Source organism: Bordetella genomosp. 7, from assembly GCF_002261415.1.
Lineage (GTDB): Bacteria > Pseudomonadota > Gammaproteobacteria > Burkholderiales > Burkholderiaceae_B > Bordetella_A.
Genome location: NZ_NEVI01000013.1, coordinates 109,221 through 133,236, shown reverse-complemented (window position 1 = coordinate 133,236; position 24,016 = coordinate 109,221). Strand labels below are relative to the sequence as shown.

General features: G+C 66.0%; 23 protein-coding genes. 11 read left to right on the top strand and 12 right to left on the bottom strand.

What is annotated here, in order from left to right:
- Positions 1–470 precede the first annotated feature (470 nt).
- The 6 genes from CAL18_RS06900 to CAL18_RS06875 all read right to left on the bottom strand — a co-directional run bounded on the left by CAL18_RS06900 (position 471) and on the right by CAL18_RS06875 (position 7,089).
- Complete coding sequence (locus CAL18_RS06900; RefSeq protein ID WP_432759134.1) at positions 471–2,879, bottom strand: penicillin acylase family protein; 2,409 nt, start codon at positions 2,877–2,879, stop codon at positions 471–473.
- A gap of 178 nt (positions 2,880–3,057) precedes the next feature.
- Complete coding sequence (locus CAL18_RS06895) at positions 3,058–3,810, bottom strand: amino acid ABC transporter ATP-binding protein (RefSeq protein WP_026638539.1); 753 nt, start codon at positions 3,808–3,810, stop codon at positions 3,058–3,060.
- A gap of 31 nt (positions 3,811–3,841) precedes the next feature.
- Positions 3,842–4,495 carry an amino acid ABC transporter permease gene (locus CAL18_RS06890; protein WP_026638538.1) on the bottom strand — a complete coding sequence of 218 codons (654 nt, stop codon included), beginning with the start codon at positions 4,493–4,495 and terminating at the stop codon, positions 3,842–3,844.
- 48 nt (positions 4,496–4,543) lie between these two features.
- Positions 4,544–5,335, bottom strand: a complete 792-nt coding sequence (locus CAL18_RS06885) for an amino acid ABC transporter substrate-binding protein (protein WP_094796542.1) — start codon at positions 5,333–5,335, stop codon at positions 4,544–4,546.
- A 158-nt stretch (positions 5,336–5,493) separates the two neighbouring features.
- Positions 5,494–5,931, bottom strand: coding sequence for a universal stress protein (locus CAL18_RS06880; RefSeq protein ID WP_094796541.1), 438 nt, complete (start codon positions 5,929–5,931; stop codon positions 5,494–5,496).
- Positions 5,932–6,039: 108 nt separating this feature from the next.
- Positions 6,040–7,089 (bottom strand): serine hydrolase domain-containing protein, encoded by a 1,050-nt coding sequence (locus CAL18_RS06875; RefSeq protein ID WP_094817580.1) that lies wholly within the window; start codon positions 7,087–7,089, stop codon positions 6,040–6,042.
- Positions 7,090–7,607: 518 nt separating this feature from the next.
- Here CAL18_RS06875 and CAL18_RS06870 point away from each other — a divergent pair.
- Genes CAL18_RS06870 through CAL18_RS06845 form a run of 6 tightly spaced genes read left to right on the top strand, consistent with a single transcriptional unit; the run spans position 7,608 to position 14,363 of the window.
- Positions 7,608–9,161 carry an ABC transporter substrate-binding protein gene (locus CAL18_RS06870; RefSeq protein ID WP_026638534.1) on the top strand — a complete coding sequence of 518 codons (1,554 nt, stop codon included), beginning with the start codon at positions 7,608–7,610 and terminating at the stop codon, positions 9,159–9,161.
- A gap of 24 nt (positions 9,162–9,185) precedes the next feature.
- The gene (locus tag CAL18_RS06865) at positions 9,186–10,103 is read left to right on the top strand and encodes an ABC transporter permease (protein WP_026638533.1); all 918 of its coding nucleotides are present in this window, start codon (positions 9,186–9,188) and stop codon (positions 10,101–10,103) included.
- 2 nt (positions 10,104–10,105) lie between these two features.
- Positions 10,106–11,020, top strand: coding sequence for an ABC transporter permease (locus tag CAL18_RS06860; RefSeq protein ID WP_094817574.1), 915 nt, complete (start codon positions 10,106–10,108; stop codon positions 11,018–11,020).
- A gap of 3 nt (positions 11,021–11,023) precedes the next feature.
- A complete protein-coding gene (locus CAL18_RS06855) occupies positions 11,024–12,001 on the top strand; it encodes an ABC transporter ATP-binding protein (RefSeq protein ID WP_026638531.1) in 978 nt (325 codons plus the stop codon).
- On the top strand, positions 12,001–12,972 hold the full coding sequence (locus CAL18_RS06850) for an ABC transporter ATP-binding protein (protein WP_038851996.1): 972 nt from the start codon (positions 12,001–12,003) through the stop codon (positions 12,970–12,972). Before CAL18_RS06855 ends, CAL18_RS06850 begins: the two co-directional genes overlap by 1 nt.
- On the top strand, positions 12,969–14,363 hold the full coding sequence (locus CAL18_RS06845) for a M20 family metallopeptidase (RefSeq protein ID WP_026638529.1): 1,395 nt from the start codon (positions 12,969–12,971) through the stop codon (positions 14,361–14,363). The genes CAL18_RS06850 and CAL18_RS06845 overlap by 4 nt, the downstream gene beginning before the upstream one ends.
- Positions 14,364–14,414: 51 nt before the next feature.
- On the opposite strand, the gene CAL18_RS06840 is transcribed toward CAL18_RS06845, so the two are convergent.
- The 3 genes from CAL18_RS06840 to CAL18_RS06830 all read right to left on the bottom strand — a co-directional run bounded on the left by CAL18_RS06840 (position 14,415) and on the right by CAL18_RS06830 (position 18,508).
- Positions 14,415–14,903 (bottom strand): DUF411 domain-containing protein, encoded by a 489-nt coding sequence (locus CAL18_RS06840; protein ID WP_026638528.1) that lies wholly within the window; start codon positions 14,901–14,903, stop codon positions 14,415–14,417.
- Between the two features lie 143 nt (positions 14,904–15,046).
- Positions 15,047–17,485, bottom strand: coding sequence for a mechanosensitive ion channel domain-containing protein (locus CAL18_RS06835; protein ID WP_026638527.1), 2,439 nt, complete (start codon positions 17,483–17,485; stop codon positions 15,047–15,049).
- A gap of 294 nt (positions 17,486–17,779) precedes the next feature.
- Positions 17,780–18,508, bottom strand: coding sequence for a TerC family protein (locus tag CAL18_RS06830; protein WP_026638526.1), 729 nt, complete (start codon positions 18,506–18,508; stop codon positions 17,780–17,782).
- A 270-nt stretch (positions 18,509–18,778) separates the two neighbouring features.
- Between CAL18_RS06830 and CAL18_RS06825 the strand changes: the two genes are divergently transcribed.
- The 4 genes from CAL18_RS06825 to CAL18_RS06810 are packed head-to-tail and all read left to right on the top strand — an operon-like array spanning position 18,779 to position 21,441.
- Positions 18,779–19,921 (top strand): DUF3182 family protein, encoded by a 1,143-nt coding sequence (locus CAL18_RS06825; protein ID WP_094817573.1) that lies wholly within the window; start codon positions 18,779–18,781, stop codon positions 19,919–19,921.
- Positions 19,908–20,669, top strand: coding sequence for an alpha/beta hydrolase family protein (locus CAL18_RS06820; RefSeq protein ID WP_026638524.1), 762 nt, complete (start codon positions 19,908–19,910; stop codon positions 20,667–20,669). The genes CAL18_RS06825 and CAL18_RS06820 overlap by 14 nt, the downstream gene beginning before the upstream one ends.
- Positions 20,670–20,722: 53 nt before the next feature.
- On the top strand, positions 20,723–21,259 hold the full coding sequence (locus tag CAL18_RS06815; RefSeq protein WP_051423642.1) for a CinA family protein: 537 nt from the start codon (positions 20,723–20,725) through the stop codon (positions 21,257–21,259).
- Positions 21,256–21,441 (top strand): hypothetical protein, encoded by a 186-nt coding sequence (locus CAL18_RS06810; RefSeq protein ID WP_081745624.1) that lies wholly within the window; start codon positions 21,256–21,258, stop codon positions 21,439–21,441. The genes CAL18_RS06815 and CAL18_RS06810 overlap by 4 nt, the downstream gene beginning before the upstream one ends.
- Positions 21,442–21,461: 20 nt before the next feature.
- Here CAL18_RS06810 and CAL18_RS06805 read toward each other — a convergent pair whose 3' ends face one another.
- Positions 21,462–22,007 (bottom strand): type 1 glutamine amidotransferase domain-containing protein, encoded by a 546-nt coding sequence (locus CAL18_RS06805; RefSeq protein WP_026638523.1) that lies wholly within the window; start codon positions 22,005–22,007, stop codon positions 21,462–21,464.
- Positions 22,008–22,053: 46 nt separating this feature from the next.
- On the opposite strand from CAL18_RS06805, the gene CAL18_RS06800 reads away from it, so the two are divergent.
- Positions 22,054–23,082: a DNA topoisomerase IB gene (locus tag CAL18_RS06800; protein ID WP_432759133.1), complete on the top strand. Its 1,029-nt coding sequence runs from the start codon at positions 22,054–22,056 to the stop codon at positions 23,080–23,082.
- A 21-nt stretch (positions 23,083–23,103) separates the two neighbouring features.
- Here CAL18_RS06800 and CAL18_RS06795 read toward each other — a convergent pair whose 3' ends face one another.
- Together CAL18_RS06795 and CAL18_RS06790 are read right to left on the bottom strand one after the other, a co-directional pair.
- Positions 23,104–23,385, bottom strand: a complete 282-nt coding sequence (locus tag CAL18_RS06795; protein WP_026638521.1) for a hypothetical protein — start codon at positions 23,383–23,385, stop codon at positions 23,104–23,106.
- A 16-nt stretch (positions 23,386–23,401) separates the two neighbouring features.
- Positions 23,402–24,010 (bottom strand): hypothetical protein, encoded by a 609-nt coding sequence (locus CAL18_RS06790; protein WP_094817572.1) that lies wholly within the window; start codon positions 24,008–24,010, stop codon positions 23,402–23,404.
- Positions 24,011–24,016 lie beyond the last annotated feature (6 nt).

Sequence of the window (24,016 nt, the reverse complement as noted above, 5' to 3'; positions counted from 1 at the left end):
CGCCGCAATCCCGGCATTGCCCTCGCAATACTCCTGAGCCGACGCCAGTTTGACCGATTCACTGTACTTCTCCATGAAATAACCCCAAAGTTGATATCCAACTTTTGGGGGTCACTTCACGAAGGTGTCAGACACCGTGCAACTTGCTTACCGCGCACCGTGCAGCTTGCCGCGGCTTACCGCGGTTGGGTGTGGGGTGTCTGACACCCTGCGGGAGTCAGACACCGATCAGCGGCGGGCGTGGAACGGGTGTGGGTGTCTGACTCCGAAGGTGTCAGACACCGTGCAACTTGCTTACCGCGCATCGTGCAGCTTGCCGCGGCTTACCGCGGTTGGGCGTGAGGTGTCTGACACCCTGCGGGAGTCAGACACCGATCAGCGGGAGTCGTGGAACGGGTGTGGGTGTCTGACACCTTCGGAGTCAGACACCGTGCAACTTGCTTCCCGCGCACCGTGCAGCTTGCCGCGGCTTACCGCGGTTGCAGCACCAGCGTGTCGCTGCGTTCGCTTTCTACTTTTTCGCGGCTGAAGGCCATGGGGATATATTTACCGGTGGCCCAGCCTTCGAGCAGGTCGCGATAGTGCGGGCTGCGCGGATCGGCCGACTGGCCCGGGGTGTTCTGCATGCGCGAGTTGTCCCATGCCCCCACGTCGATAACCTGCCGATACGATGCGCCGCTGATCTGCCGGAAATCCGACTTGCGGAAGGTGGCGCGGTGCACCGTGTCGTTGTCGCCGCTGACCGGATAGCGCGGCGTGCCATACGCCTTGGCCGTTGCCGGGGGCAACAGCCCCGCCAGGCTGTGTTCGAACTGGATGTGATGCAGACGGCCCCACTCCCATTGTTTCGAATCGGTGCCCAGTGTCGCCGTCAGGTTGCGCATGCCATCGGCCAGGGCGGCCAGCAGCAGCGCATCCCTTCCTTGGTCGGGTCGCGGGCCGAAGGCGGCATCGGGCGTGGCCAGTTTGTCGAGCGCCTTGCGGGTAGACAGGTCGCCGAACACCGCCCGCCCCTGCGGCGGAACGTACAGGTCGGATACGCGCTTGATGACCTCGGGCAGCCAGAACTCATACACCGTAGCCGCTTCGGAATCGATCTCGGTGCGGTAGTCCCAGTCTTTCAGCAGACGCAGCGCCTCGCCCACCAGCGGATCGGTCGAGTTCAGGCCCTTCGCATACCCGGCCAGCGTGCGCGCCGGAATAGACAGGTTGTCGTACTGCAGCTGCTGCGAGGCTTCCAGGTCCAGCCCGCTGCGGTCGGCCAGCACTTCACGGATACGCAGCGCGCGGTAGGGTTCTGACCACGTGCGCGCCGCCATGTCTTTATACGGATAGTCGTACGGCAGGTTGTACTCATTGGCCGTGGCGATATAGCCCTCGGGCGGGTTGAACGCCTTGGGCAGCGAGCTGGTGGGCAAGAAGCCGTTCCATTCGAAATCCCCATGCCCCGGCACGGGCAGCAGCCCCGACCAGTCGGGCCGATTGCGCAACGGCGCGATACTGCCGCCGAACCAGCCGATATTGCCGTCTACGTCGGCGTACACCATGTTCTCGCTGGGCGTGTAGTGCTTCTCCATGCCAGCCACGAACTCCTGCCAGTTCTGCGCCTGGTTCAGGCGCAGGCTGGCCAGGTAGGCCGCCGTGCCCGGAAACTCCAGATATGCCGCGCGCAGTGCGTAGGCCTTGTTGCGCGCCGGGTCTGTGTGGATGACAGGCCCGTGCCGCGTGAACTTCAGCTGCCGCACCGCCGCCGGCTGGCCGCGTACCGGAATGGTCTCGTCCACGGTGCGCATGGTTTCCCATCCGCCGCGATAGCGATACTGGTCCGGGTTGGCCGGGTTGGTGTCGTAGACATACAGGTCTTCTTCGTCGGCGAACGAAAAAATCGTCAGGCCGAAGGCGATGCGGTCGTTGTGGCCCATGGACACGCCCGGCAGCGCCGGCTCGCCCGCCCCGATGACATTCCACCCCGGTGCGTTCAGGTGCACCATGTAGCGCAGCGACGGCATGGCGATGCTGCGGTGCGGGTCGCCGGCCAGGATGGGGCGGCCCGTTGCGGTGCGCTGCCCCGCGATCACCCAGTTATTGCTTTCGTAGCGAGCCGCCATGGCGTCCGGTTCGGCGTCCAGCACGGCGACCCTGTCGGCCGACAGGCGCCGCGCCAGTTCGGCGCGTTCTGCTTCGGCCAGCGGGCTGCGCGGAAAATCGGCCGCGACGAACGCCTGACCCTTGCGCGCCAGGTTGTAATCGGCCAGCACCGCCTCGGTGATGTCATTGACATTCAGCCCCGCGGGCATCTGCAGCGCCAGGGGCGGCTCGTACACGTTCAGGTCCTGTACGGTGTTCAGGCCCAGCGCTGCCACCTGACGCGCCAGCTTCACCTCGCTGGCCAGGTTGCGCGTCAGGCCATAGATTCGGATCAACGAGGTCTGCGGGCTCCAGTAGCCGGGCTCGGTGCCGGTTAGCGTGAACTCGGGCGGCATGTGCTCGGGGTTGGCCTTGACCCAGTCTACGTAGGCGTTGATGCCTTGCGCGAACGCCGTCAGGATGGCCTGCCCTTCGGGGTGGTAGCTGGAGAACTCGGCCTGCAGGTCGCCACGGTACAGGAAAAGCCGCGCTGCGCGGTCTTGTTCGATGAACCGGGGCCCGAATTGTTCGGCCATCTTGCCTTCGCCCTGCCGGCGCCACAGGTCCAGCTGCCACATGCGGTCGCGCGCGGCGCTGAAACCCTGGGCAAAGAACAGATCGTGCTGGTTCTGCGCATAGATGTGCGAAACGCCGTACTTGTCGCGCAATATTTCAACCGGTTGTGTCAGCCCCGGCATGTCAATAGTGGCTTTCTTGCTTCCCGGCGCGGCGCAGCCAGCCAGCAAAGCCATGGCGCCGCACAGCAGCCAAGCGCCTATCCTGCGATGGTATGGTCGCATGCTCTTCTCCTCTGTGTACCCCACACACGCGCGCGAATTATTTCAGCCGGCGCAACATTGTTAAGGTAGTCAGATGGCGAAGAAATACTGTTTTATTTTATGAGTGCTTGCTTCGAGTGTAACCACGCGGCTACAGCATCTGCCCCAGGAACTGGCGCGCCCGGGGATGTTGCGGAGCCTGGAAAAAGGCCCGTGCGGGCGCAGCTTCGAGTATGCGGCCTTCGTCCATGAACACCACGCGATGCGCCGCTTCGCGTGCAAACCCCATTTCGTGGGTGACGACCAGCATGGTCATGTGTTCATCGGCAAGCTGCCGCATGGTGCGCAGCACTTCGCCGGTGAGCTCGGGATCGAGCGCCGAGGTGGGCTCGTCAAACAGCATGATCCGGGGTTCGAGCGCCAGCGCCCGGGCGATGGCGACTCGCTGTTTCTGGCCGCCGGACAGGCGCGAAGGATAGTTGTCGCGCTTGTTCAACAGCCCCACCTTGCGCAACAGCTCCTCGGCCTTGGGTATGGCGACATCTCGGGGCACGCCCTGCACCGTGACAGGCGCCTCGATGATGTTCTGCAGCACCGTCATGTGGGGAAACAGGTTGAACGACTGAAACACCATGCCCATCTTGCGGCAGATGCGCCGCAGGTCGGCGTCGCGCGCATACACGCTGGGCCCGCCTGATACGGCAGTGGCCAGCGGCTCGCCTTCGACGTGGATGCTGCCCTCGTCGATGGTTTCCAGGTGGATCAGGCAGCGCAGGAAGGTGCTCTTGCCCGAGCCCGACGGCCCGATCACCGCCACCACCTCGCCCTTGCGCAGCGTCAGCGACACGTCGTCCAGCACTTTGACGTGCCCGAACGACTTGCCGATGCCGCGCGCTTCAATCATGATGGCGCGCTCGGCCGCGTCGGCCCCAGCGCTATTGGTCGTACTTGGCATAGCGTTTTTCCATGTGCTGGAACAGCCAGGTCAGCAACAGCGTCATGATCAGATAGAAGGCCGCCGCCACCAGGAACGGCGTCGTCGTGAAATCGCGCTGCACAATGCCGCGCGCGGTGCGCAGGATATCGTTGAGCGCCAGCACGTAGATGAGCGACGTGTCTTTGACCAGGGTGATGGTTTCGTTGCTGAGCGGCGGCAGCACGCGCTGCACCATCTGCGGCAGGACCACGCGCCGCAGCGTCTGCAGATAGGTCATGCCCAGCACCTTGCTGCCTTCATACTGGCCGCGGTCGATGGACTGGATGCCCGCGCGGAAGATCTCGGCGAAATAGGCAGCGTAGTTCAGGGCAAAGGCCACCACCGCCGCCGGGAAGTCAGGCAGGCGCACCCCGACCACCGGCACGAAGGGCAAGGCAAAATAGATGAACAGCATCTGCAGCATGAGCGGGGTGCCGCGCATGAGCCAGATGTATGCGTTGACGAGCTGGCTGAGCAGCCGCCAATGGGAAATGCGCGCCAGCGCCAGCAGCAGCCCCAGGGGCAGCGCCAGCGCCAGTGTCACGAAAAACAGCGTCAGGGTGGTCTTGGCCCCCTGTGCCATCGGCCCCAGCAGGGAGATGACGTAGTCCATGCGGCGATCCGGTCGGCCGGGCCGGGGGGCGCATGCCCCCGGACGGGCTTATTTAATGATGTTGGCGCCGAACCACTGTTGGGCGATGCGGGCGGCGGTGCCGTCTTTCTTCATGGCGTCGAGCGTCTGGTCGATCTTGGCCAGGAGCTCGGTGTCTTCTTTGCGCAGCCCCACGCCGTAGTCTTCGGTGCCGAAGTTTTCTTCCAGCACGCGGTACTGCCCTGCCCGCTTGCCGGCCAGATAACGGCCCACGACCTCATCGAGCACGACCGCGTCGAGCCGGCCGGCCGACAGGTCCATCAGGGCCGTGACGTTGTCGCCGAACATTTTCAGTTCTTTCAGGCTGGCGGCCACGGCCTGGTCTTTATTGATGGCGTCAATGGCGCTGCTGCCGTCTTGTGCGCCCACCACGCGGCCGGCCAGGTCGGCCTTGGTCTGCACCGGCGAGTCGGCCGCCACCACGATGATCTGGTGGTTGGCCATGTACGGAGCCGTGAACGCGATGTTTTTCTTGCGTTCTTCGGTGATGGTCAGGCCGTTCCAGAGCACATCGACACGTTTGCCGTTGAGCTCGGCTTCTTTGGCGCTCCAGTCGATGGGCTTGAATTCGACTTCCATGTCCAGGCGGCGCATGGCTTCGCGAGCCATGTCGATATCGAAACCGACGATCTGGTTGTTTTCGTCGCGAAATCCCATGGGCGGGAAGTTGTCATCCAGGCCCACGACGATTTTCTGGGCGGGGGCCGGCGCGCCGGCTTGCGGCGCCGTATCTTCGCCCTGGCCGCAAGCCGCGAGCAGCGACGTGGCGCAAACCAGGAAGACAGCAGTGAGTTTTTTCATGTGAGGAGTACGCCTAGGCGCGCGAAGGAAGAATCAACAGATGGCCCGCAAAAGGCCGAACTGTTGATTATATCCAGTCTGGACTAGGGTTTGCCCGTATCGCGGCGCAGACCCGGCGCGGGCGGACCGCTCCGGGCCGTGGCGGCTGCGCCGATGGGCTAGCGATACACCAGCACGGGCAGCTTGGACTTGGCCAGCACCTTCTGTGTCTGGCTGCCCAGCACCATGGCGGCCATGCCGCTGCGGCCGTGCGAACACATTGCGATGAGGTCGCAGCCCGCGTTGGCGGCATAGTCGACGATGGCCACATAGGGCTGGCTTTCTTCGTGGACGTGCGTGGCGCAGTCGACCCCCGCCTGCCGGGCCCGCTCTGCCGCGGCATCGAGCCAGGCCTGCGCGCGGGCGCGAGATTGCTGCCGCAGTTGCTGGTGCACGCCGGGAAGCTGTACGCCTTCCGAAGCCGACAGGTGCAGCGGCTCGATGACCGTCATGATCGTGACCTTGGCGCGCAGCGCCTGGGCGAGTTCTATGCCGCGCGCCAGGCCGATCTGGGAAAGTTCGGAACCGTCGATGGGAAGCAGGATGTGTTGATACATTAGGGACGCTCTTGGAAAGTGGCGGGCGGAAGCCCCGCCTGCGGCCCAGGGTAGTGCGCCCTGCTGCGGCGACGCTTGATGGCGATCAAGCGCCGCCGCACAGCCCGTTCAAGCGTCCACGGCGGCCTGGATTTTGCCGAACAAGGCGTCGGCGTACGCGGAATCGAGCCACCGCACGATGACCACCATGCGCCGCTCGGGCTCGACCCAGGTGAAGGAGCTGCCGGCGCCGATGCCGAAGAAGCTGGATTCGCTGACGCTGGGAAAGATGCGCCGGTCCTGGTTGAGCCAGATCAGAAAGCCGTAGTATGGCGCCAGGCTGCAGGGGGTGCGCATGGCGCGCAGCCAATCCGCGGAGATGATCTGGCGGTTGTTGGCACGCCCGTCGTCGAGCAGCATGCGCCCGATAAGCGCCTGGTCTTCTGCACTGATGGACATGCCGCCGCCCCAATGCGATCCGCCCGGAACGGATGGCATCAGTTGGCCGTCGATGTCGACCCAGGCATTGTCGTAGCAGGCCCAGTGCCAGTCGTCGCTGGCGCCCAGGGGCTGCATGATGGCTTCGCGGAAAATTTCGGGCAGCGGCTTGCGAAACAGGTGCAGCAACGCGTACGACAGCTGGTTGATGCGTACGTCGTTGTATTCCCAGTAGCTGCCCGGTTCTTGCAGCGGGCGCGCGTCGCCCTTCTTGCCTTGCGGCGGTTCGCCGAAGGTGACTGCGCGATAGCGGTCGACCTGGTCGGGCACGCCAAACCGTTCGCCTTCCCATTCGCTGGTCTGCTGCAGCAGGTGCCGCCACGTGATGCGCGCATTGCGGCCGCTGTCGAAACCGATGCCGGGCACGCGCGCGCGCACCGGCTCGTCCACGTCGGGCAGCAGGCCCCGATCGTGCGCCACGCCCGCAACCAGGGCCAGATACATCTTGGCCACGCTGAAGGTCAGGTCGGCGCGGCGCGGCTCGCCCCAGGACGCCACGGTGTGTCCGTCCACCACTACCAGGCCCGTTACCGGGCCGCGGCCGTGCACCGGCCCCAACAAACGGTTCCAGGGCGGAGGGTCTTGCTGGTGCACGCCCCACACGCCATCGACCTCGCGGTCCCAACCGGTTTCGTGTTCTTGCGCGTAGCGGATCGCCTGCTGCATCAAAGCGTCTTGCATGTTGGTCCTTTGGTATACCAATGGGAGGGCAAGCACGCATGATACGCAAGCGCCCAGGCACCGGCAATTGCCATCCGCATTTGTGCGCGGGCGAGGCGGCGCGGCAGGCGCGGGGCGGGTTTTGGGCGGCATCCAGGGTATTCCCCATGCATGTCCGCATGTCGGGTGCTTTATAGTTGCCGCAGCACTCTATACGTTGGTATACAAATGTGCAGCGACTCCGCCCTGATATCCGCTGATGCAGGCCATGCGGTCGGCCCGGCCGGCGCCGCCCATGCCCGGCGCTCGCGGCCGGCGCCCGTTCTGTGTCGGACCCTGGGCGCAACGTTATGACGCCTGTGGCCTGCGCACCCGGTTTGCGCGCAAATTCGCGCGTGCCACCGTTGCCGCCCCGCGCGCATCCGCCATGGCAGGCGCCAGACCCGCGCCCGGGCTAGCGGCACCGACGGGCCCGGGAACGATTCACGCAGCAACGCAGTATTCCGCTTATTCGTCCATACGGTTTACAGGAGCCTGCCATGGCTGAACGTCGCGTCAGTTTCGTTGCACCACGTTTTTTTCGTTTGCCCGCCGCCGCCCTGCTGCTGGCCGGCGCCGCCTTGGCCGCCCACCCCGCCTGGGCCGGCAAACAGGATGACACGCTGCGCATGGCGTACGACCAGGCGCCGGAAAGCGTGGACCCGTACTTCAATAATGTGCGCATCGGGGTGATCATCGCCGCCAATGTCTGGGACACGCTGCTGTATCGCGACCCCCTGACCAACGAATACAAGGGCCAGCTGGCCAAGAGCTGGAAGCAGGTCGACGACAAGACGCTGGAGTTCGAACTGCGCGAAGGCGTCAAGTTCCACAACGGCGAGGAGTTCGACGCGGATTCGGTGGTCTACACCCTGAATTTCGTGGCCGATCCCAAGAACAAGGCCACCACGCAGCAGAATGTGCGCTGGATCGACAAGGTCGAGAAGCTGGACAAGTACAAGGTGCGCCTGACCACCAAAGAGCCCTTCCCGGCCGCCAAGGAATACCTGTCGACGACGGTGGCCATCCATCCCGCCAAGTACTACGCCGAGGTCGGCCCGCAGGGCATGAACGCCAAGCCGGTGGGCAGCGGGCCATACAAGGTCACCGAGTACGTGCCCGGCAAGTCGATCACCCTGGAAGCCAACAAAGACTATTTCAAGGATTCGCCCAAGGCGCAGCCGAAGATCGGCAAGGTGGTGATCCGCTTCATTCCCGACCGCCAGACCCAGATGGCCGAGGTGATATCGGGAGGCCAGGACTTCATCATGCACGTGCCCAAGGACCAGGCGGAGCAGTTGAAGACGCTGCCCCACCTGCAGGTCAAGAGCGGCAACACCATGCGCATCGTGTTCATGCAGATGAACATCCTGGACAATACGCCGGCCCCCCAGCTCAAGGACGAACGCGTGCGCAAGGCCATTCTGCATGCCATCGACCGGGAAGCTATCGTCAAGAATATTGTGGGTGAGGGATCCGAGATCCTGAACACCATCTGCACGCCGTCGCAGGAAGGGTGCACCGATGACGGGGCGCCGGTATACAAGTACGACCCGGCGCTTGCCAAGAAGCTGCTGGCCGAGGCGGGCCATCCCGATGGCTTTGACATCGACATCGTGGCCTATCGCGAACGCAACCAGACCGAGGCCATCATCAACTATCTGCAGGCGGTGGGCATACGCGCCAAGCTCAACTTCCTGCAGTATGCGGCCATGCGCGACATGATACGCGCCGGCAAGGCGTCGCTTACCCACCAGACCTGGGGCTCGAACCTGGTGAACGACGTATCGGCTTCGACGCCGGTGTACTTCGCGTTCGGCAACGACGACATCACCCGCGACGCCGAAGTGCGCGACCTGCTGGACAAGGGCGACCGCACCATCGACAGCGCGCAGCGCAACGCCACCTACAAGAAGGCGCTGACCCTGATTGCCGAGCGCGCGTACGCCGCCCCGTTGTGGTCGCTGCCGGTGTACTACGTGGCCAGCAAGGACGTGGAGTTCAAGGCGTACCCGGACGAACTGGTGCGCTTCTGGGACATGGGCTGGAACTGATCTCGCGCGGCCGGGAGGAAGGTGATGCTTGCGTTCGTGCTCCGGCGCCTGGGCCTGGCTGTACTGGTGGCGCTGACCGTCTCGATCCTGGCCTTTCTGCTGTTGCATCTGTCCGGCGACCCGGCCATGGCGCTGGCCGGCGAAGGCGCCCGCGAAGCGGACATCGAGATGATACGCAAGACATATGGGCTGGACCGGCCCATTGTCGTGCAGTATGCGGACTGGCTGTGGAACATTCTGAACGGCCGGTTCGGCACCTCGGTGTATTTCAAGACCGACGCGGGCCCCTTGATCTTTTCCAAGCTCAAGACCACGCTGTGGCTGGGCCTGGCGGCATTGGGCGTGGCCCTGTCCATCTCGATTCCGCTGGGGGTGCTGGCCGCTCTGTACAAGGGCAGCCTGGCCGACCGCCTGTGCCTGGCGGTGGCAGTGCTGGGCCAGGCCCTGCCCAACTTTTTCTTCGCGCTCTTGCTGATCATGCTGTTTTCAATCACCTGGAGAGTGCTGCCGGTGTCCGGCAGCGGCACCTGGCAGCATTTCGTGATGCCGGCCATTGCGCTGGGCTATTACGTGGCGCCGGCCTTCATGCGGCTGATCCGCGCCGGAATGATAGAGGTGCTGGGCGCCGACTACATCCGCACGGCCCGCGCCAAGGGGCTGCCGGCGGGCACCGTGATCTTCAAGCATGCCCTGCGCAACGCCATCGTGCCGGTGGTGGCGCTGGCGGCCGTGCAGCTGGGCTACCTGCTGGGCGGGTCGGTCGTCATCGAGACCATCTTCGCGCTGGATGGCCTGGGCTACCTGGCCTACCAGAGCATTACTTATAAAGACTATCCCGTCATGCAGTTGATCGTGTTGTTGCTGTCGGTGCTGTATGTGCTGCTGACCCTGGCGGCCGACGTCGCCAATGCCTGGCTGGACCCGCGGATCAGGGTGGCGTGACCATGGCCACGCCGTTACCCCCCGTGCTTGCCGGCGCACCCGCGCCGGATGCGCCCGCGGCCGCCCCGGCACGCCTGACGTGGCGGCGGCTATGGCACAACCAGGCATTGCTCACCGGCGGACTGATTCTGGCGCTGATCGTGCTGGGCGCGCTTTTCGCCCCCTGGCTGGCCCCTCATGACCCCTACTACCAGGACCTGGCCCACCGCACCGTGCCCCCCGTCTGGTACGACAAAGGCAGCTGGCTGCACCCGCTGGGCACCGACCAGCTGGGCCGCGATTATCTGTCACGCCTGTTGTACGGCGCGCGCATATCGCTCTTGATCGGCGCAAGCGTGGCGCTGATCTCGGGCCTGATCGGCACGGCGCTGGGCATGGCGGCCGGCTATTTCGGCGGGCGCATCGACATGGTGGTGTCGTTCCTGATCACCACGCGGCTGTCGATGCCGGTGATCCTGGTGGCGCTGGCCACCGTGGCCATTGTGGGAGGCTCGCTGTGGGTGGTCATTCTGGTGCTGGGCCTGCTCAAATGGGACCGCTATGCCGTGGTCATGCGCAGCGCCACCCAGCAGGTGCGGTCGCTGGAATATGTATCGGCCGCCCAGGCCGCCGGCGCCTCGACCTGGCGCATCGTGCGCGGCGAGGTGCTGCCCAATGTGGTGCCCCATCTGATCGTGATCGCCACGCTGGAGGCGGCCAGCGCCATCCTGCTCGAGGCCGCGCTGTCTTTCCTTGGGCTGGGCGTGCAGCCTCCCCTGCCCTCGTGGGGGCTGATGATTTCCGAGGCCAAGGCGTATATGTTCTTTTCGTTCTGGCTTATTGCGATACCCGGCAGCGCGCTGGCGCTGCTGATATTCGCCATCAACCTGGCGGGCGACGGCCTGCACCAGTGGCTGACTCCGGACGACAGGGCCTGACCCATGAGCGCTGACGATATCGTGCTGGATGTGGAAGACCTGCGGGTCGACATCGATACCCCGCGCGCAGCGGTGCATGCGGTGCGGGGAGTGTCGTTCCAGGTGCGCCGCGGCGAGACGCTGTGCCTGGTGGGCGAATCGGGTTGCGGAAAATCCATGACTTCGCTGGCCATCATGGGGCTTTTGCCGCGCGCCGCGCGCCGCAGCACGTCCAGGCTGGCGGTGCTGGGCGAAGACCTTGCGCAAGCCAGCCGGCGGCGCGTCAATGCGCTGCGCGGCAACAAGATGGCGATGATCTTCCAGGAACCCATGACTGCCCTGAACCCCGCCTACACCATCGGGGAGCAGTTATCCGAGCATTACCGGCATCATCGGCGCGCCAGCGCCGCGCAGGCGCGCGAGCGCGCCGTCGAGCTGCTGGAGAAAGTCGGCATCGCCTCGGCAGGGCAACGGTTGGGGCAGTACCCTCACCAATTGTCCGGCGGCCTGCGGCAGCGCGTGATGATCGCGATGGCGTTGATGTGCGGTCCCGAACTGCTGATCGCAGACGAACCCAGCACGGCGCTGGACGTCACCATCCAGGCGCAGATCCTGCGCCTGCTGGCCGACCTGCAGGCCGAGCTGGGCATCGCCATGGTGTTGATCACCCATGACCTGGGCGTGGTGGCTCGGATTGCCCGCCAGGTGGCGGTGATGTACGCCGGGCAGATTGTGGAACAGGCGCCGGTGGCCGAATTGTTCGCAGCGCCCCGCCACCCCTATACCGAGGGCCTGTTGGCCTGTATTCCGGTGCCGGGGCGCACGCAGCCGGGCACTCCGCTGGGCACGATTCCCGGGGTGGTGCCGGCGCTTGCCGGCGAACTGCGTGGCTGCGCTTTCCGCGAGCGTTGCCCGCATGCCCAGGAGCAATGCCGGCACGAGGTGCCTGTGCAACATGCGCCCACCGGGCGCGAATGGCGCTGCATTCTGGAGGCCGCCTGATGGACGCGCTGCTACAGGCCCGGGGCGTGAGCCGCAGCTTCGAAGTCAAGACCGGCATGTTTCAGCCCCGCCGCACGCTGCACGCGGTCAACGACGTAGACCTTGCCGTGCCGCGCGGCGGCGTGCTTGGCATCGTGGGCGAATCGGGTTGCGGGAAATCCACCCTGGCGCGCCTGCTGCTGGGGCTGATTCCGCCGACAAGCGGCGAGATCAGTATCGAAGGGCGGGACATACGCGCCATGTCGCGCCGTGGCGTGGCGCGACGCGTGCAACCGGTTTTCCAGGATCCGTATTCGTCATTGAACCCCCGCCGCGATATCGCGTCGATTGTGTCGCTGCCGCTCGAGGTGCACGGCATTCCCGATCCCCGCCGCCGCAAGGCCATCGAGATGCTGGAGCGCGTGGGCTTGCCTGCGCGGCTGGCGGGCAATACGCCGGGCCAGCTGTCGGGCGGCCAGCGGCAACGCGTGGCGATTGCGCGCGCGCTGGTAATGAACCCCGAAATCGTCATCTGCGACGAACCCACGTCGGCGCTTGACGTGTCGGTGCAGGCGCAGATCATGAACCTGCTGATGGCATTGCGCGAAGAGTTCAACCTGACCTATGTCTTCATCAGCCATAACCTTGCGGTGGTCGAGCATATCGCCACGCACGTGTCGGTAATGTACCTGGGCCGCGTGGTCGAATCGGCGCCGGCCGCCGAGCTGTTCCGCCAGCCGCGCCACCCCTACACGCAAGCGTTGCTGGCTTCGGTGCTGACACCCGAGCCCGGGCTGGGCATTCCGGACACCGGACTGGGGCTGGCCTTTCCCGACCCCATCAATCCGCCGCCCGGCTGCCCTTTCCATCCACGCTGCAAGCATGCCATGCTCCAGTGCCGGCAGCAGCGCCCCAACCTGGCGCCCCAGGACCGCTCGCTGGTGGCATGCCATCTCTATTCACCGCCTATCCAAGGAAGCGCCCAGCCATGAGTCGTGCCCAAGCTCTCGCCAATGCCGAACAGTGTTTCGATTCAGGCGCTTTCCGGGCCCTGCTCGCGCGCCGCCTGGCGATCCCGACCGAGAGCCAGAACCCGGAGCGCGCCGACGTGCTCGCGTCGTACCTGGAAGCAGAAATGCGGCCGGCCTTCGAGGCCATGGGTTTTGCGTGCGCCACCCTGACGCATCCACAGGCCCGTGCACCGTTCCTGTATGCCGAACGCATTGAAGACCCGGCGCTGCCCACCGTGTTCGGCTACGGCCATGGCGATGTGATCCGCGGCCTGGACCGCGAATGGCATGATGGTCTGTCGCCCTGGGAACTGGCCGAACGCGACGGGCGCTGGTACGGCCGCGGAATCGCCGACAACAAGGGGCAGCACAGCATCAACATGGAAGCCTTGCGCCTGGTGCTGCAGGCGCGCGGCAAGCTGGGTTTCAACGTCAAGTACCTGATAGAAATGGGCGAGGAAACCGGTTCGATGGGCCTGCGCGAGCTGTGCGCGCAACATAAAGAACGCTTTGCCGCCGACTTGCTGATCGCCTCGGACGGGCCGCGCCTGAGCGCCGCGCGCCCTACGGTGTTTCTGGGCGCGCGCGGCAGCCTGAATTTTGACCTGAGCATCGAGGCGCGCCAGGGCGCCCATCATTCCGGCAACTGGGGCGGGCTGATCTCCAACCCCGGTATCCAGCTTGCGCACGCGATCTCGACGCTGGTATCGCCCTGCGGGCAGATACGCGTGCCCGAATGGGTGCCGGCCGGGTTGCCCGACGCCGTGCGCCGCGCGCTGGCCGATTGCCAGGTGGACGGCGGCGCCGATGGTCCGCAGATCGAGCCCGACTGGGGCGAGCCCGGGTTGTCGCCGGCCGAACGCGTATTCGGCTGGTGCTCGTTCGAAGTGCTGGCATACAAGACGGGCAATCCGGACGCGCCCGTGAATGCGATCCCGGCGCGGGCCTGGGCGCGTTGCCAATTGCGTTTCGTGGTGGGCGTAGATCCGGCTCAGCTGCTGCCGGCGCTGCGCCGCCACCTGGACCGCCAGGGCTTTCCCATGGTGAAGATTCAGACCACCCGCGAAACCATGTTCCATGCCACGCGCATTGACCCGGACGACCCCTGGGTACGCTGGGCGGTCGCGTCACTGGAAGCCACCAGCGGAAAGAAAGTGGCCATACTGCCCAACCTGGGCGGGTCGCTGCCCAACGATATTTTCACCGACGTTCTGGGCCTGCGCACCATCTGGGTGCCGCATTCGTACCCCGGATGCTCGCAGCACGCGCCCAACGAACACCTGCCGCCCGAGCTGCTGCGCGAGGCCCTGGGGTTGATGACCGGCCTTTACTGGGACCTGGGCGCGGGCGGCACGCCGCCGCTGCAGCGCTGAGCTGCCATGCGCCCGGCGCGCACGCGCCGTATTGCCGGCCGGGGGCCAGGGTCAGGTGTAGGCCTGGAACACCCGGGTCAGGCCCCAGCGGCGCACCAGCAGCACCTCGTAAGGATGCTTGCGCCCCTGGTATTCGGGCCCGTCCATCCCGGGCGAACCCAGCGGCATGCCGGGCACGGCCAGGCCGATCGCCGCGGGCTGCTCGCGCAAGAGCCGCTGGATGTCGCTGGCCGGCACATGCCCTTCCAGCGCATAGCCCTGTACTCGCGCGCTATGGCATGACGCGTACTCGGCGGGCATGCCCAGTTTCCGGCGTATGGGCCCGGTGTCGGGGACATCTTCGACCTGGACCTGGAAACCATACTCGTGCAGATGGGCGATCCAGTCGGTGCAGCAGCCGCAGGTGGGAGACTTCCAGACCTGGACCCGCGCCGCCGCGGGTTGCGACCGCGCCAGCGCTGGCGCCAGTGCAGGCGCCAGCGCCAGCCCGCCCAGCAGGCGGCGGCGCGTCAGGAAAGACGGGCAAGATGAAGATGACATGGCAGTACCTGGCATAGGGCCGACGATAAACCGCCAGCGTACACCGGCCGGCCGCGTCGTGGCGCAAAGGCGCGGCCGGCCCTTGCGATCTGGCGCAACCCCGGCGCGCCGCGCCGGGGTTGCCGCCCTGCCCCCAGCCGCGGTCAGGCGACTGGCCGTGGCGCAGCGGGTGCGTCGTCTTCGTCTTCGCTGACCCGGTCCAGCTCATTACCCAGGACGTCTTCGCCGCCGGCGCCGGTTTCTCTTGAAAGCCGGCGTCGCGTCTGGCCGGCGGCCCGGGCGTTGCCGTGTTCGTCCGGGCGGTCGGTCTGCAGGAACAGGTTGGCCGGCGGGGCGTAGCCGTTCTTGTCCTGGCCGAAGTAAACCACAGTGTGCGGATACGGCAGTTCGATGCCCGCGGCGTTGAAGTGTTTCTTGACCAGCCGGTTATAGCCGCGCTGCACCGCCCATTGCATGCCGGGCGTGGTCTTGATCAGCACGCGTATCGTCACGCCTTTTTCGCTGAGCGCGGTGACGCCGGGAATGCTGATGTCTTCAAGCACCTCGGGCGCCAGCACTTCGTCCTGCATCAGCTCTTCGAAAGCCTGGCGCAGGTGGTGGACGGCATCGTCGACGCTTTCGCGGTGCGCGATGGTGTACTCGCCCAGATGGTACGAGAAGTCGCGCATGTGGTTGGACACGACATCGACAGACGAGAAGGGAATCAGGTGATAGCCGCCGTCCAGCGTGCGTATGCCCACCGAGCGTATGGTGATCTTTTCCACCGTGCCGAAGATGCCGGCCACTTGCACCACGTCGTTCTGGTTCATGCCGTTTTCAAGCTGGATGAACACGCCTGTGATGATGTCTTGCACCAGCTTCTGCGAACCGAAGCCGATTGCCAGGCCCACGACCCCTGCCCCGGCGATCAGCGGCGCGATGTCGACGCCGATCTGCGACAGCACCACCAGCACTGTCAGGGTCACGATGACGATCAGGGCGGCATTGCGGAACAGCGCCAGCAGCGTGCGCTCGCGGGCGGTGGGCGTGCCCGAACCCTCGCTGAGGCTGAGCCTGTGTTCGATGATGCTGGCGATCAGCGTCCAGGCAACGGCGGCGATCAGCAGGATGATGGCCACATTGACAACGGTGCGCACAGCCGTCGCGCCGGCATCCGACACCAGCCAGCTCGACAGGTCGAACACCCGCCACGCGTCCAGAACGAACAGCGCGACAACGATGCGGATAAGTACGCCCAGCCCTTTCAGCGCGGCGGGCACGTAGGCGTTGACCCGGGCCTCGAGCATGGGCAGCCTGGTCCGCACGTCCTGCGGCAGGACGATGCGGCGCGACAGCGCGCCGTGCAGCACGACGAGCAGCAACGCGCCCACTCCCAGCGACAGCAGGGACTGTATGGTGGCCTGCACCATGAACGGCAATGCGTGTTCGGTATCGACCTGGCTGACGACCAGCAGCACGGTGAAATAGCCGACAGCCAGCCAGTGCCAGGTGCGCGCCAGCAGCCGGAACCATGTGCCGAAGTACGACGCCGTGGCCTGCGCGGCGCGTCTTTCCAGGCGTTGCCGCAATGCCACGCGGTTGCGCCATATTGTGCGCACCGCATACAGGTACGCCGCGAGCATGATGATCAGGCCCAGCAGTTCGCCGATAGACTCAGTCAGCAACGCCTTGGCCAGCGGTTCGGCGAGCAGCAGGCCGTAGCCGATGGCCGTGGCGATGCGGCCCAGCCGGCTGTTCCAGTAGCGCGCCAGATCGTCTTCCATCGTGAACAGGCGCAACATGGGGTACCGCGTGGCGAACACACCGCGGATCAGCGCCTTGGCGAATTCCACGGCGATATATGCCCGCACGAACATCACCTGCGCGGCGCTGATGTCTCCCCGCGGCGAGGTGCCGTAAAGCCCCGCTAGGTAGCCCGCGAGCCCGGCCGCCAGCACGATGGCCAGGTCTATGACCAGGGCGCCGGTCATTGCGCCGGCGCGGCGCAACATCACCGCCAGCACCGCGCCTCGTGGGGCGCCGGCCGTTGTATGAGGCTGGCGCGCGAGCCAGCGGTCGATGCGCGCATACGCATGCGCGGCGATGGCGCGCAGCAGCCAGAATGCCACCAAGGTTACCGCAGCCACCAGGGCGACCCCCAGCAGCGCGCTCGAAAGCTCTTGACGTTGCTGGGGCGTCATGCCGCCGCTGCTCAACGACGTCAATTCGTCTACGGCGCGGCCCGCGTGGGTGGCCATGCCGGCCAGGAAGGCCTGGGCGCTTTGCGCCAGGCGGCCCGGCAATGAGGGCGCGCTCGCCGTTTGCTGCGACGCCTCGTCCCCTGCCGCCGGCGCGGCATCGCGCAATTGTTCAACCAGCCGTTGACGCGCGGCGGGATCTTCCAGCAGATCCGCCAGGCGGGCGGGCGTCAGTTCGGATGTGTCGGTGGCGGTCGGCGCCTGCGTGGAAGACGTGTCGGCTGCCTGCGCGGCATGGGCGGCGCCGCCCACCAACATCGCCAGCAGCAGGATGACGATGCAGCACGCATTCCTTGCCCAGGGCACGGCGGACCAGGCGCGTGGCAACGCCGATTCGATGAACATGCCCAAGGGTCTGGTATAGGGTGCTGGCCGGGTCAAATGGGGGACCTCCACAACAAGCGGCACTGCAAGCGCGGGCCGCGACGACGCGGCCTTCCGCAATGGGAAGGCCGTTGCCATGATAAAGCCCGCTGCAGCGGCAGGACAAACTGCCGCCCCGCGCATCATGGCAGATGCGGGGTGTGGCGGGTTTGGCAGGCTCTGGCGAAAAAGAAACGGGCCGCGCAACACGTTATGCGCTGCGCGGCCCGTGCGGGCGGAGAGCCGTCGCGCCCGCACGGGCGCGACGTGTCAGGCTCAGGCGTCCTGGCGCGCCGCCTGGGCGGCGGGCGCGGCGGCCCGCTTGCGCGCCGCGATCCAGCGGCCCAGGCCCACCACAAAGAGCGCACCCACGACCTCGGCGGCGAGCTTGGTGGCGCCCGAGATCTCGCCAAACTGCTCGACCACGACCACATCGGTAACCAGCATGCCGCCGGCAATCCAGCCCAGCAGGCCCGCGCCGAATGTCACGACCAGCGGGTAGCGGTCGATGAGCTTGAGCACCAGCGTGCTGCCCCAGATGATGATGGGCACGCTGACCACCAGGCCGAAGATCACCAGTCCGATCTGGTGCGAGGGGTCGGCCATCTGCGCCGCGCCCGCGATGGCGATCACGTTGTCCAGGCTCATGACGAAGTCCGCTACGATAATGGTCTTGACGGCTGCCCATACCGACGCGCCGCCCTGGATGTTGCCGTGCGCGTCCTCTTCGGGGATCAGCAGTTTGACGCCGACCCACAGCAGCAGCAAGGCGCCTACGATCTTCAGGTAGGGAATCGTCAACAGGGTGAGCGCGAAGGCAATCAGTACGACGCGCAAGCCAATGGCGCCGGCGGTGCCCCATAGAATGCCCTGCATGCGCTGCTTGGCCGGCAGATTGCGGCATGCCAGTGCAATGACTACAGCGTTGTCGCCGCCCAGCAGGATGTCGATAAGAATAATCTGGAACACGGCGGCCCAGCTGAGGGTTTGCAGGAACTCAAGCATGCAATCTCCGAGGTAAATAAGGTAGTAAAGACGCTGTTTCAGCCATTCTTACAACTAGCTGAATTCAAAGAGGCTGAATAATACCTTACAGCGGCCCCGCCGGAACGGCGTTGACGTGTTGTTACCAGTGACCCCGCACCCGGCCAACCACGGGGTAGCGTCCGAAATATTCCTTAAAATCAACGGATTAGCCAAGATTCTGCGGGATCTGCGCTAGCTTGGGCACGCGGCATGCGTACAGGGCGGACACCCGCCTACAGCGCCATTACTATGTCCAAGCTGAAACCCAACGGTTCCGCGGCTCCCCCTGCGCTGGTCGTGCCCTATCCGCGCCGCCTGGGCGCGAGCGCCCACGACATCGCCAGTCATCGCGCCCTGGCGGGCAAGCTGGCAACCGTGCTGGGATGCCCGTGCGTCCTGGACTACGAACCCGGCGGCGACGCGCGCCCCGGCCGCGAGCGAATCTACTATGTGCCCGCGATGACGCTTGGCGCGCCGGCGGCCGAGCGGCTGGGCATCGGGAACGAGGCCGACCTGTATGGCGGAGTGGTGCCTTATGAGTTCGTCGCCACCAAGGCCATCTCGCACCCTGTGCTGGAGCGCGCTCATGCCGCGCCGCCGCCCGGGTGGCAGGCCAGGCTCGGCGAGCGGCTGCGCGGCTGTGTGCTGCAGGGCTATACCGTTTTTTCTTGCCAGGACGCATTGCGTGCGGGCGCCCTGCTGCTGCGCGACGGCCCGGTGCGCATCAAGCCCGTGCATGCCACCGCGGGACGCGGGCAACTGACCGCGCACGACGAGGCTGACCTGCGCGCCGCGGTACGCAGCCTGGACGAAAGCGAATTCGCGCAGTGCGGGCTGGTGCTGGAAGAACACCTGGAAGACGTGGACACTTATAGCGTGGGCGTGGCAAGACTGCCCGGCCTGTGCGCAAGCTATGTCGGCACGCAACGGCTCACCCGCGACAACCAGGGCGCGGCGGTTTATGGCGGCTCGGACATGATATTCGTGCGCGGTGACCTGGACGTGCTGGCGGCTCGCCATTGGCCGGCCGCCCTGCGGCACGCTATCGGACTGGCCATGCAGTATGACCGCGCCATCGAGCTGAGCTACCCGGGCTTCTATGCTTCGCGCCGCAACTACGATGTGGCCGGCGGCCGCAATGCGCAGGGCCAGTATCGCTATGGCGTGCTGGAACAGTCGTGGCGGGCCGGCGGCGCCAGCATGGGCGAAGCCTGCGCGCTAGAGGCTTTCGCCGCCGACGCCGGCCTGACACGGGTGCGCGCCAGGACCACGGAAAGCTATGGGGAAGGCAACGGCGAGCCCGCCGACGCCCTGCTGATCTACGACGACGATGACCCCTTCGTAGGCCGTATCCGAAAGTCCGCGGGAGTGGTGCGCCATGGCCACGAGTAACCATTCCGTGACGATCAACGTCGATGGGCAGGATCTGTCGGGCACGTTCCTGGCGCCTGCCACGCGGATGCCGGGCGTGCTGTTCATCCACGGCTGGGGCGGCAGCCAGCAGTTCGACCTGGTGCGCGCCCGCAGCATTGCCGGCCTGGGATGTGTATGCCTGACCTTCGACTTGCGCGGCCATGCGGCCACCGAGACGCAGCGCGCGCGCGTATCGCGCGCCGACAGCCTGCGCGACGTGCTGGCCGCCTATGACCGATTGCTCAGCCACCCGTGGATCGACCGCACGGCCATCGCCGTGGTAGGCAGCAGCTACGGCGGCTATCTTGCCGCCCTGCTGTCGGCGCTGCGGCCCGTGCGCTGGCTGGCGTTGCACGTGCCCGCTCTGTATCGCGACGAGGAATGGGAGCGCCCCAAGGGCGCCCTGGAGCGTGAAAGCCTGGCTGCCTATCGCCGGGCCCGCGTGGCCCCCGGGGAAAACCGGGCCCTGGCCGCGTGTGAAGCTTTTACCGGCGATGTGCTCATTGTGGAAGCCGAGCACGACGCGTTTATTCCCCATTCGACCATCATGAACTACCGGTCGGCGTTCGTGCGCGCGCACTCGATGACGCATCGCATCGTGGACGGCGCCGACCATGCGCTGACCGATAAAGCCGCCCAACGGGCGTACACCACCATATTGCTGGGCTGGGCGACCGAAATGATTGTCGGCGCCCGCGTGGGCGGCGAGCCTCTGCCGCCGCGCTAGCCCGGCCGGGCACGCCTCTTGCAAAGCCGCTGTCGATCTACGGAGTGTGTGGCATGAATGAAATAGAACGCGTGGCCCGCTACATGCGCGAGCAGTCCCTGGCGCTGGTGACGGCAGAGTCCTGTACCGCAGGCCTGATTGCCGCCACGCTTGCGGATGTGCCGGGCGCCGGCAGTTTGCTCGATTGTGCGTTCGTGACTTATGCGCCGCAGGCCAAGATGCGCTGCCTCGGGCTGGATCAGGGGCTGCTGCAGCGCTGCAACCTGACCAGCGAACCGGTCGCCCGCGCCATGGCGCTGGGCGCCAGCCGGCTGAGCCCGGCGCCCGTGGCAATCGCCAACACCGGCGTGTCGGACGCTACGGACGACGACATCGAGCCAGGCACCCAGTGTTATGCGTGGCTGTTCAGAAGCGGCGCGGCCGATGGGCGGCCGGTGATCTACACCGAAACCCGCGTGTTCTCCGGCGGGCGCAATGCGATCCGCCAGGCCAGCGCCCGTTATGCGCTGTCGCGCCTGCCTCATTACCACCGGGCATGGCAGGCCGGCGAATCCCCTACCCCTGCCATATCGGCAAAGGAGCCAACATGAAACCCACTGATCGACCCGATTCGAAACCGGATCCCACCGAAGACGATACGCCAAGGGAATCGCAGCAAAGCCACGGCGACAATCAGAACCGCAGCAAAAAGGATGGCCATGCGACCCAGGTCGGTACTGGCCAGGATCAGCAAAGCCGGCGGCAGCGTGGCGGCGGAGCCCGCCGCTCATAGGTTCGGCCGCGAACCTGCAGTTAACGATGCGCCCCGATCACCCGCAGCATTTCGCGGTTGAAGGCCGGAATATCGTCGGGCTTGCGACTGCTGACGAGATTGCCGTCTACCACCACCTCCTGGTCAACCCAGTGCGCGCCGGCGTTGCGCAGGTCGTCCTGTACCGAGGGCCAGCTTGTCAGCGTCCGGCCGCGCAGCAGATCGGCAGACGCCAGCAGCCACGGCCCGTGGCATATGACGGCGATGACCTTGCCCTGCTCCTGCATGGCCCGCACGAAATCGCGGGCGGCGGGGTGCATGCGGATCTCGTCGGCATTGACGACCCCGCCCGGCAACAGCACGGCATCGAAATCCGCAGCGCGGGCCTCGCTGAAGATCAGGTCCACGTCGAACCGGTCTCCTTTGTCGATGTGATGCATGCCCAGGATGGGCTCGCGCGCGGCCGATACGAGCGCGGTGCGCGCGCCCTGCTGCGCCAGCGCCTCGCGAGGCCGCGTCAGTTCCACTTGCTCAAAGCCATCCACCGCGAGGATAGCAACGTTGACATCTTTCAAGGAACCTTCCATAGATACCTCCGTTGTACATGAAGTCCGCAACGGGGGGCAGCAACCCGTGTTCCCGCTGCCCGCCGAAAGCGGCCTGGTGTATGTGGACGACCGGCGGCCCGGTTTTACCCGCGCGCGCACCCGCGCAGGCAAGTTCCGCTACCTGGACACGCAGGGCAAGGTCATCAGGGACCCGGCCGTGGTGAGGCGCATCGATGCGTTGGCCATCCCGCCCGCATATACCGAGGTCTGGATCTGCCCCCAGGCCAATGGCCATCTGCAGGCTACCGGTCGCGATGCACGCGGGCGCAAGCAGTATCGCTATCATCCCGACTGGACGGCCGTGCGCGATGCCAGCAAGTATGGGCAGCTGCTGGAATTCGCCGCGGGGCTGCCGCGCATACGGCGCCGGGTCGAGCGCGACATGCGGTTACGGGCGCTGTCGCAGGACAAGGTGCTGGCCGTCGTGGTGCGCTTGCTGGAAATCACGCTTATCCGCATCGGCACACGCGAATATGCCCGCGCCAACAAGTCGTATGGCCTGACGACGCTGAAGCGTCGCCATACTGCCGTGGCGGGCGATCGCCTGCGCCTGCGGTTCATCGGCAAGAGCGGCGTGCCCCACGATGTGACGGTCAGTGACGCGCGGGTGGCGCGCACCGTCAAGCGCTGCATGGATCTGCCGGGGCAGCAACTGTTTCACTACCGCGACGCCGACGGACAGGCGCGGCCGGTGAGCTCGGAAATGGTCAATGCATACTTGAAAGAGGCCGGCGGAGGCGGTTTCACGGCCAAACACTACCGCACTTGGGCAGGCTCGGTGATGGCGTTCGCCCTGCTGCAGCGCCTGCCGGCGGCCAGCGAAAGCGAGGCCAAGCGCAACATCGTCCAGGTCGTCAAGCAGGTAGCCGGCCGCCTGAGCAACACCCCGGCGGTATGTCGCAGTTGTTATATACATCCCGCGATTCTGCAAGCATACGTGCGCGGCGAATTGCCCCCACGCGGCGCGGCCCCCGACTCGCCGCGCGGCCTGAATGCCGACGAGCGACGCCTGTGGCATTTCCTGCGGACATACTCGTACCCGGCGACCGCCTGAGGCGGCAGCGCCGGGCAACCGTCAGAACAAGTGCGTACGCACGTGCTTGGCGTTGGGCCTCGGCTTGGAGCCATCGGCCCAGCTCGAATCATCCCGGGTGTCGCGGGGAGGGTCGCTGGCCTGCGCGGCCTCGTCTGGCGTGTGTTTGCCGGGTTTGGAAGGCTGGGTGGGCACTTGTACCGGCCCCTTCGGGGGCAGGACTTTGCCCGCCACCGCATCGGCGCCTTTGCCCTGCTGTGCTTGGGTATCCGGTGTATCCGGCTGTGCGCGCTTGCCTGCTCGCTTGCGACTGGCATGGGTCATGGTGTCGGGCCTCCGTTTATACCTGCGGCGTGCCCGAGGGCGCCTGGGGCCGTCCAACACTGACAGGCTCGCGTTGAGGCGGCTCCAGCGGGTTGAAGTCCTGCCATTTGCCGTTCATCCACCGTCCGTTGGCCCGCTCCACGTCGGCGCCTCCGGCTTCGCGCAGCAACGCCGCCGCGCGGGCTTCCTGGTCCGGCTGCACGTGAAGGGCCAGCAGTACACCCGCCTGGCGCACTTCGGGATGCTGCCTGGGGGCGGCCGGATGGCGGCGTCGCCCTTGGCCGGACACCCACAAGGCTCCACCCAGCGCGCCGATATAGGCGCCCACCCCGCCGGCCGCCGCCACCGCGATGGCGGACGGCTGGAACTGCCACGCCACCGCCGCGCATACCAACGCAAACAGAATGCCCAGCCCGGCCGCGCCCAGCATGGCGCCCACGGACGCACCGCGGGCGTCGGGGTCCGCCCGACGGTCTCCACCTACGGGATAAATGCCGTGCTCGCCCGCGATCCCTACGTAGAACGTGTGCATGTCCTCATCGCGATAGCCGGCCTCGAACAGCCGTTGCGCGGCCACCTCGGCCTGGTCAAAGGTCTGGAACCGCGCTGCAACGATCAATGCCATCATGGT

Excerpts from the sequence above, each read along its gene's own strand:
- CAL18_RS06840 (WP_026638528.1), bottom strand. The coding sequence starts at position 14,903 with ATGTCATCTTCATCTTGCCCGTCTTTCCTGACGCGCCGCCGCCTGCTG.
- CAL18_RS06835 (WP_026638527.1), bottom strand. The coding sequence starts at position 17,485 with ATGTTCATCGAATCGGCGTTGCCACGCGCCTGGTCCGCCGTGCCCTGG.
- CAL18_RS06845 (WP_026638529.1), top strand. The coding sequence starts at position 12,969 with ATGAGTCGTGCCCAAGCTCTCGCCAATGCCGAACAGTGTTTCGATTCA.
- CAL18_RS06880 (WP_094796541.1), bottom strand. The coding sequence starts at position 5,931 with ATGTATCAACACATCCTGCTTCCCATCGACGGTTCCGAACTTTCCCAG.
- CAL18_RS06875 (WP_094817580.1), bottom strand. The coding sequence starts at position 7,089 with ATGCAAGACGCTTTGATGCAGCAGGCGATCCGCTACGCGCAAGAACAC.
- CAL18_RS06870 (WP_026638534.1), top strand. The coding sequence starts at position 7,608 with ATGGCTGAACGTCGCGTCAGTTTCGTTGCACCACGTTTTTTTCGTTTG.
- CAL18_RS06860 (WP_094817574.1), top strand. The coding sequence starts at position 10,106 with ATGGCCACGCCGTTACCCCCCGTGCTTGCCGGCGCACCCGCGCCGGAT.
- CAL18_RS06855 (WP_026638531.1), top strand. The coding sequence starts at position 11,024 with ATGAGCGCTGACGATATCGTGCTGGATGTGGAAGACCTGCGGGTCGAC.
- CAL18_RS06890 (WP_026638538.1), bottom strand. The coding sequence starts at position 4,495 with ATGGACTACGTCATCTCCCTGCTGGGGCCGATGGCACAGGGGGCCAAG.
- CAL18_RS06820 (WP_026638524.1), top strand. The coding sequence starts at position 19,908 with ATGGCCACGAGTAACCATTCCGTGACGATCAACGTCGATGGGCAGGAT.
- CAL18_RS06885 (WP_094796542.1), bottom strand. The coding sequence starts at position 5,335 with ATGAAAAAACTCACTGCTGTCTTCCTGGTTTGCGCCACGTCGCTGCTC.
- CAL18_RS06900 (WP_432759134.1), bottom strand. The coding sequence starts at position 2,879 with ATGGCTTTGCTGGCTGGCTGCGCCGCGCCGGGAAGCAAGAAAGCCACT.
- CAL18_RS06795 (WP_026638521.1), bottom strand. The coding sequence starts at position 23,385 with ATGACCCATGCCAGTCGCAAGCGAGCAGGCAAGCGCGCACAGCCGGAT.
- CAL18_RS06790 (WP_094817572.1), bottom strand. The coding sequence starts at position 24,010 with ATGGCATTGATCGTTGCAGCGCGGTTCCAGACCTTTGACCAGGCCGAG.
- CAL18_RS06825 (WP_094817573.1), top strand. The coding sequence starts at position 18,779 with ATGTCCAAGCTGAAACCCAACGGTTCCGCGGCTCCCCCTGCGCTGGTC.
- CAL18_RS06830 (WP_026638526.1), bottom strand. The coding sequence starts at position 18,508 with ATGCTTGAGTTCCTGCAAACCCTCAGCTGGGCCGCCGTGTTCCAGATT.
- CAL18_RS06815 (WP_051423642.1), top strand. The coding sequence starts at position 20,723 with ATGAATGAAATAGAACGCGTGGCCCGCTACATGCGCGAGCAGTCCCTG.
- CAL18_RS06850 (WP_038851996.1), top strand. The coding sequence starts at position 12,001 with ATGGACGCGCTGCTACAGGCCCGGGGCGTGAGCCGCAGCTTCGAAGTC.
- CAL18_RS06810 (WP_081745624.1), top strand. The coding sequence starts at position 21,256 with ATGAAACCCACTGATCGACCCGATTCGAAACCGGATCCCACCGAAGAC.
- CAL18_RS06865 (WP_026638533.1), top strand. The coding sequence starts at position 9,186 with ATGCTTGCGTTCGTGCTCCGGCGCCTGGGCCTGGCTGTACTGGTGGCG.
- CAL18_RS06895 (WP_026638539.1), bottom strand. The coding sequence starts at position 3,810 with ATGATTGAAGCGCGCGGCATCGGCAAGTCGTTCGGGCACGTCAAAGTG.
- CAL18_RS06805 (WP_026638523.1), bottom strand. The coding sequence starts at position 22,007 with ATGGAAGGTTCCTTGAAAGATGTCAACGTTGCTATCCTCGCGGTGGAT.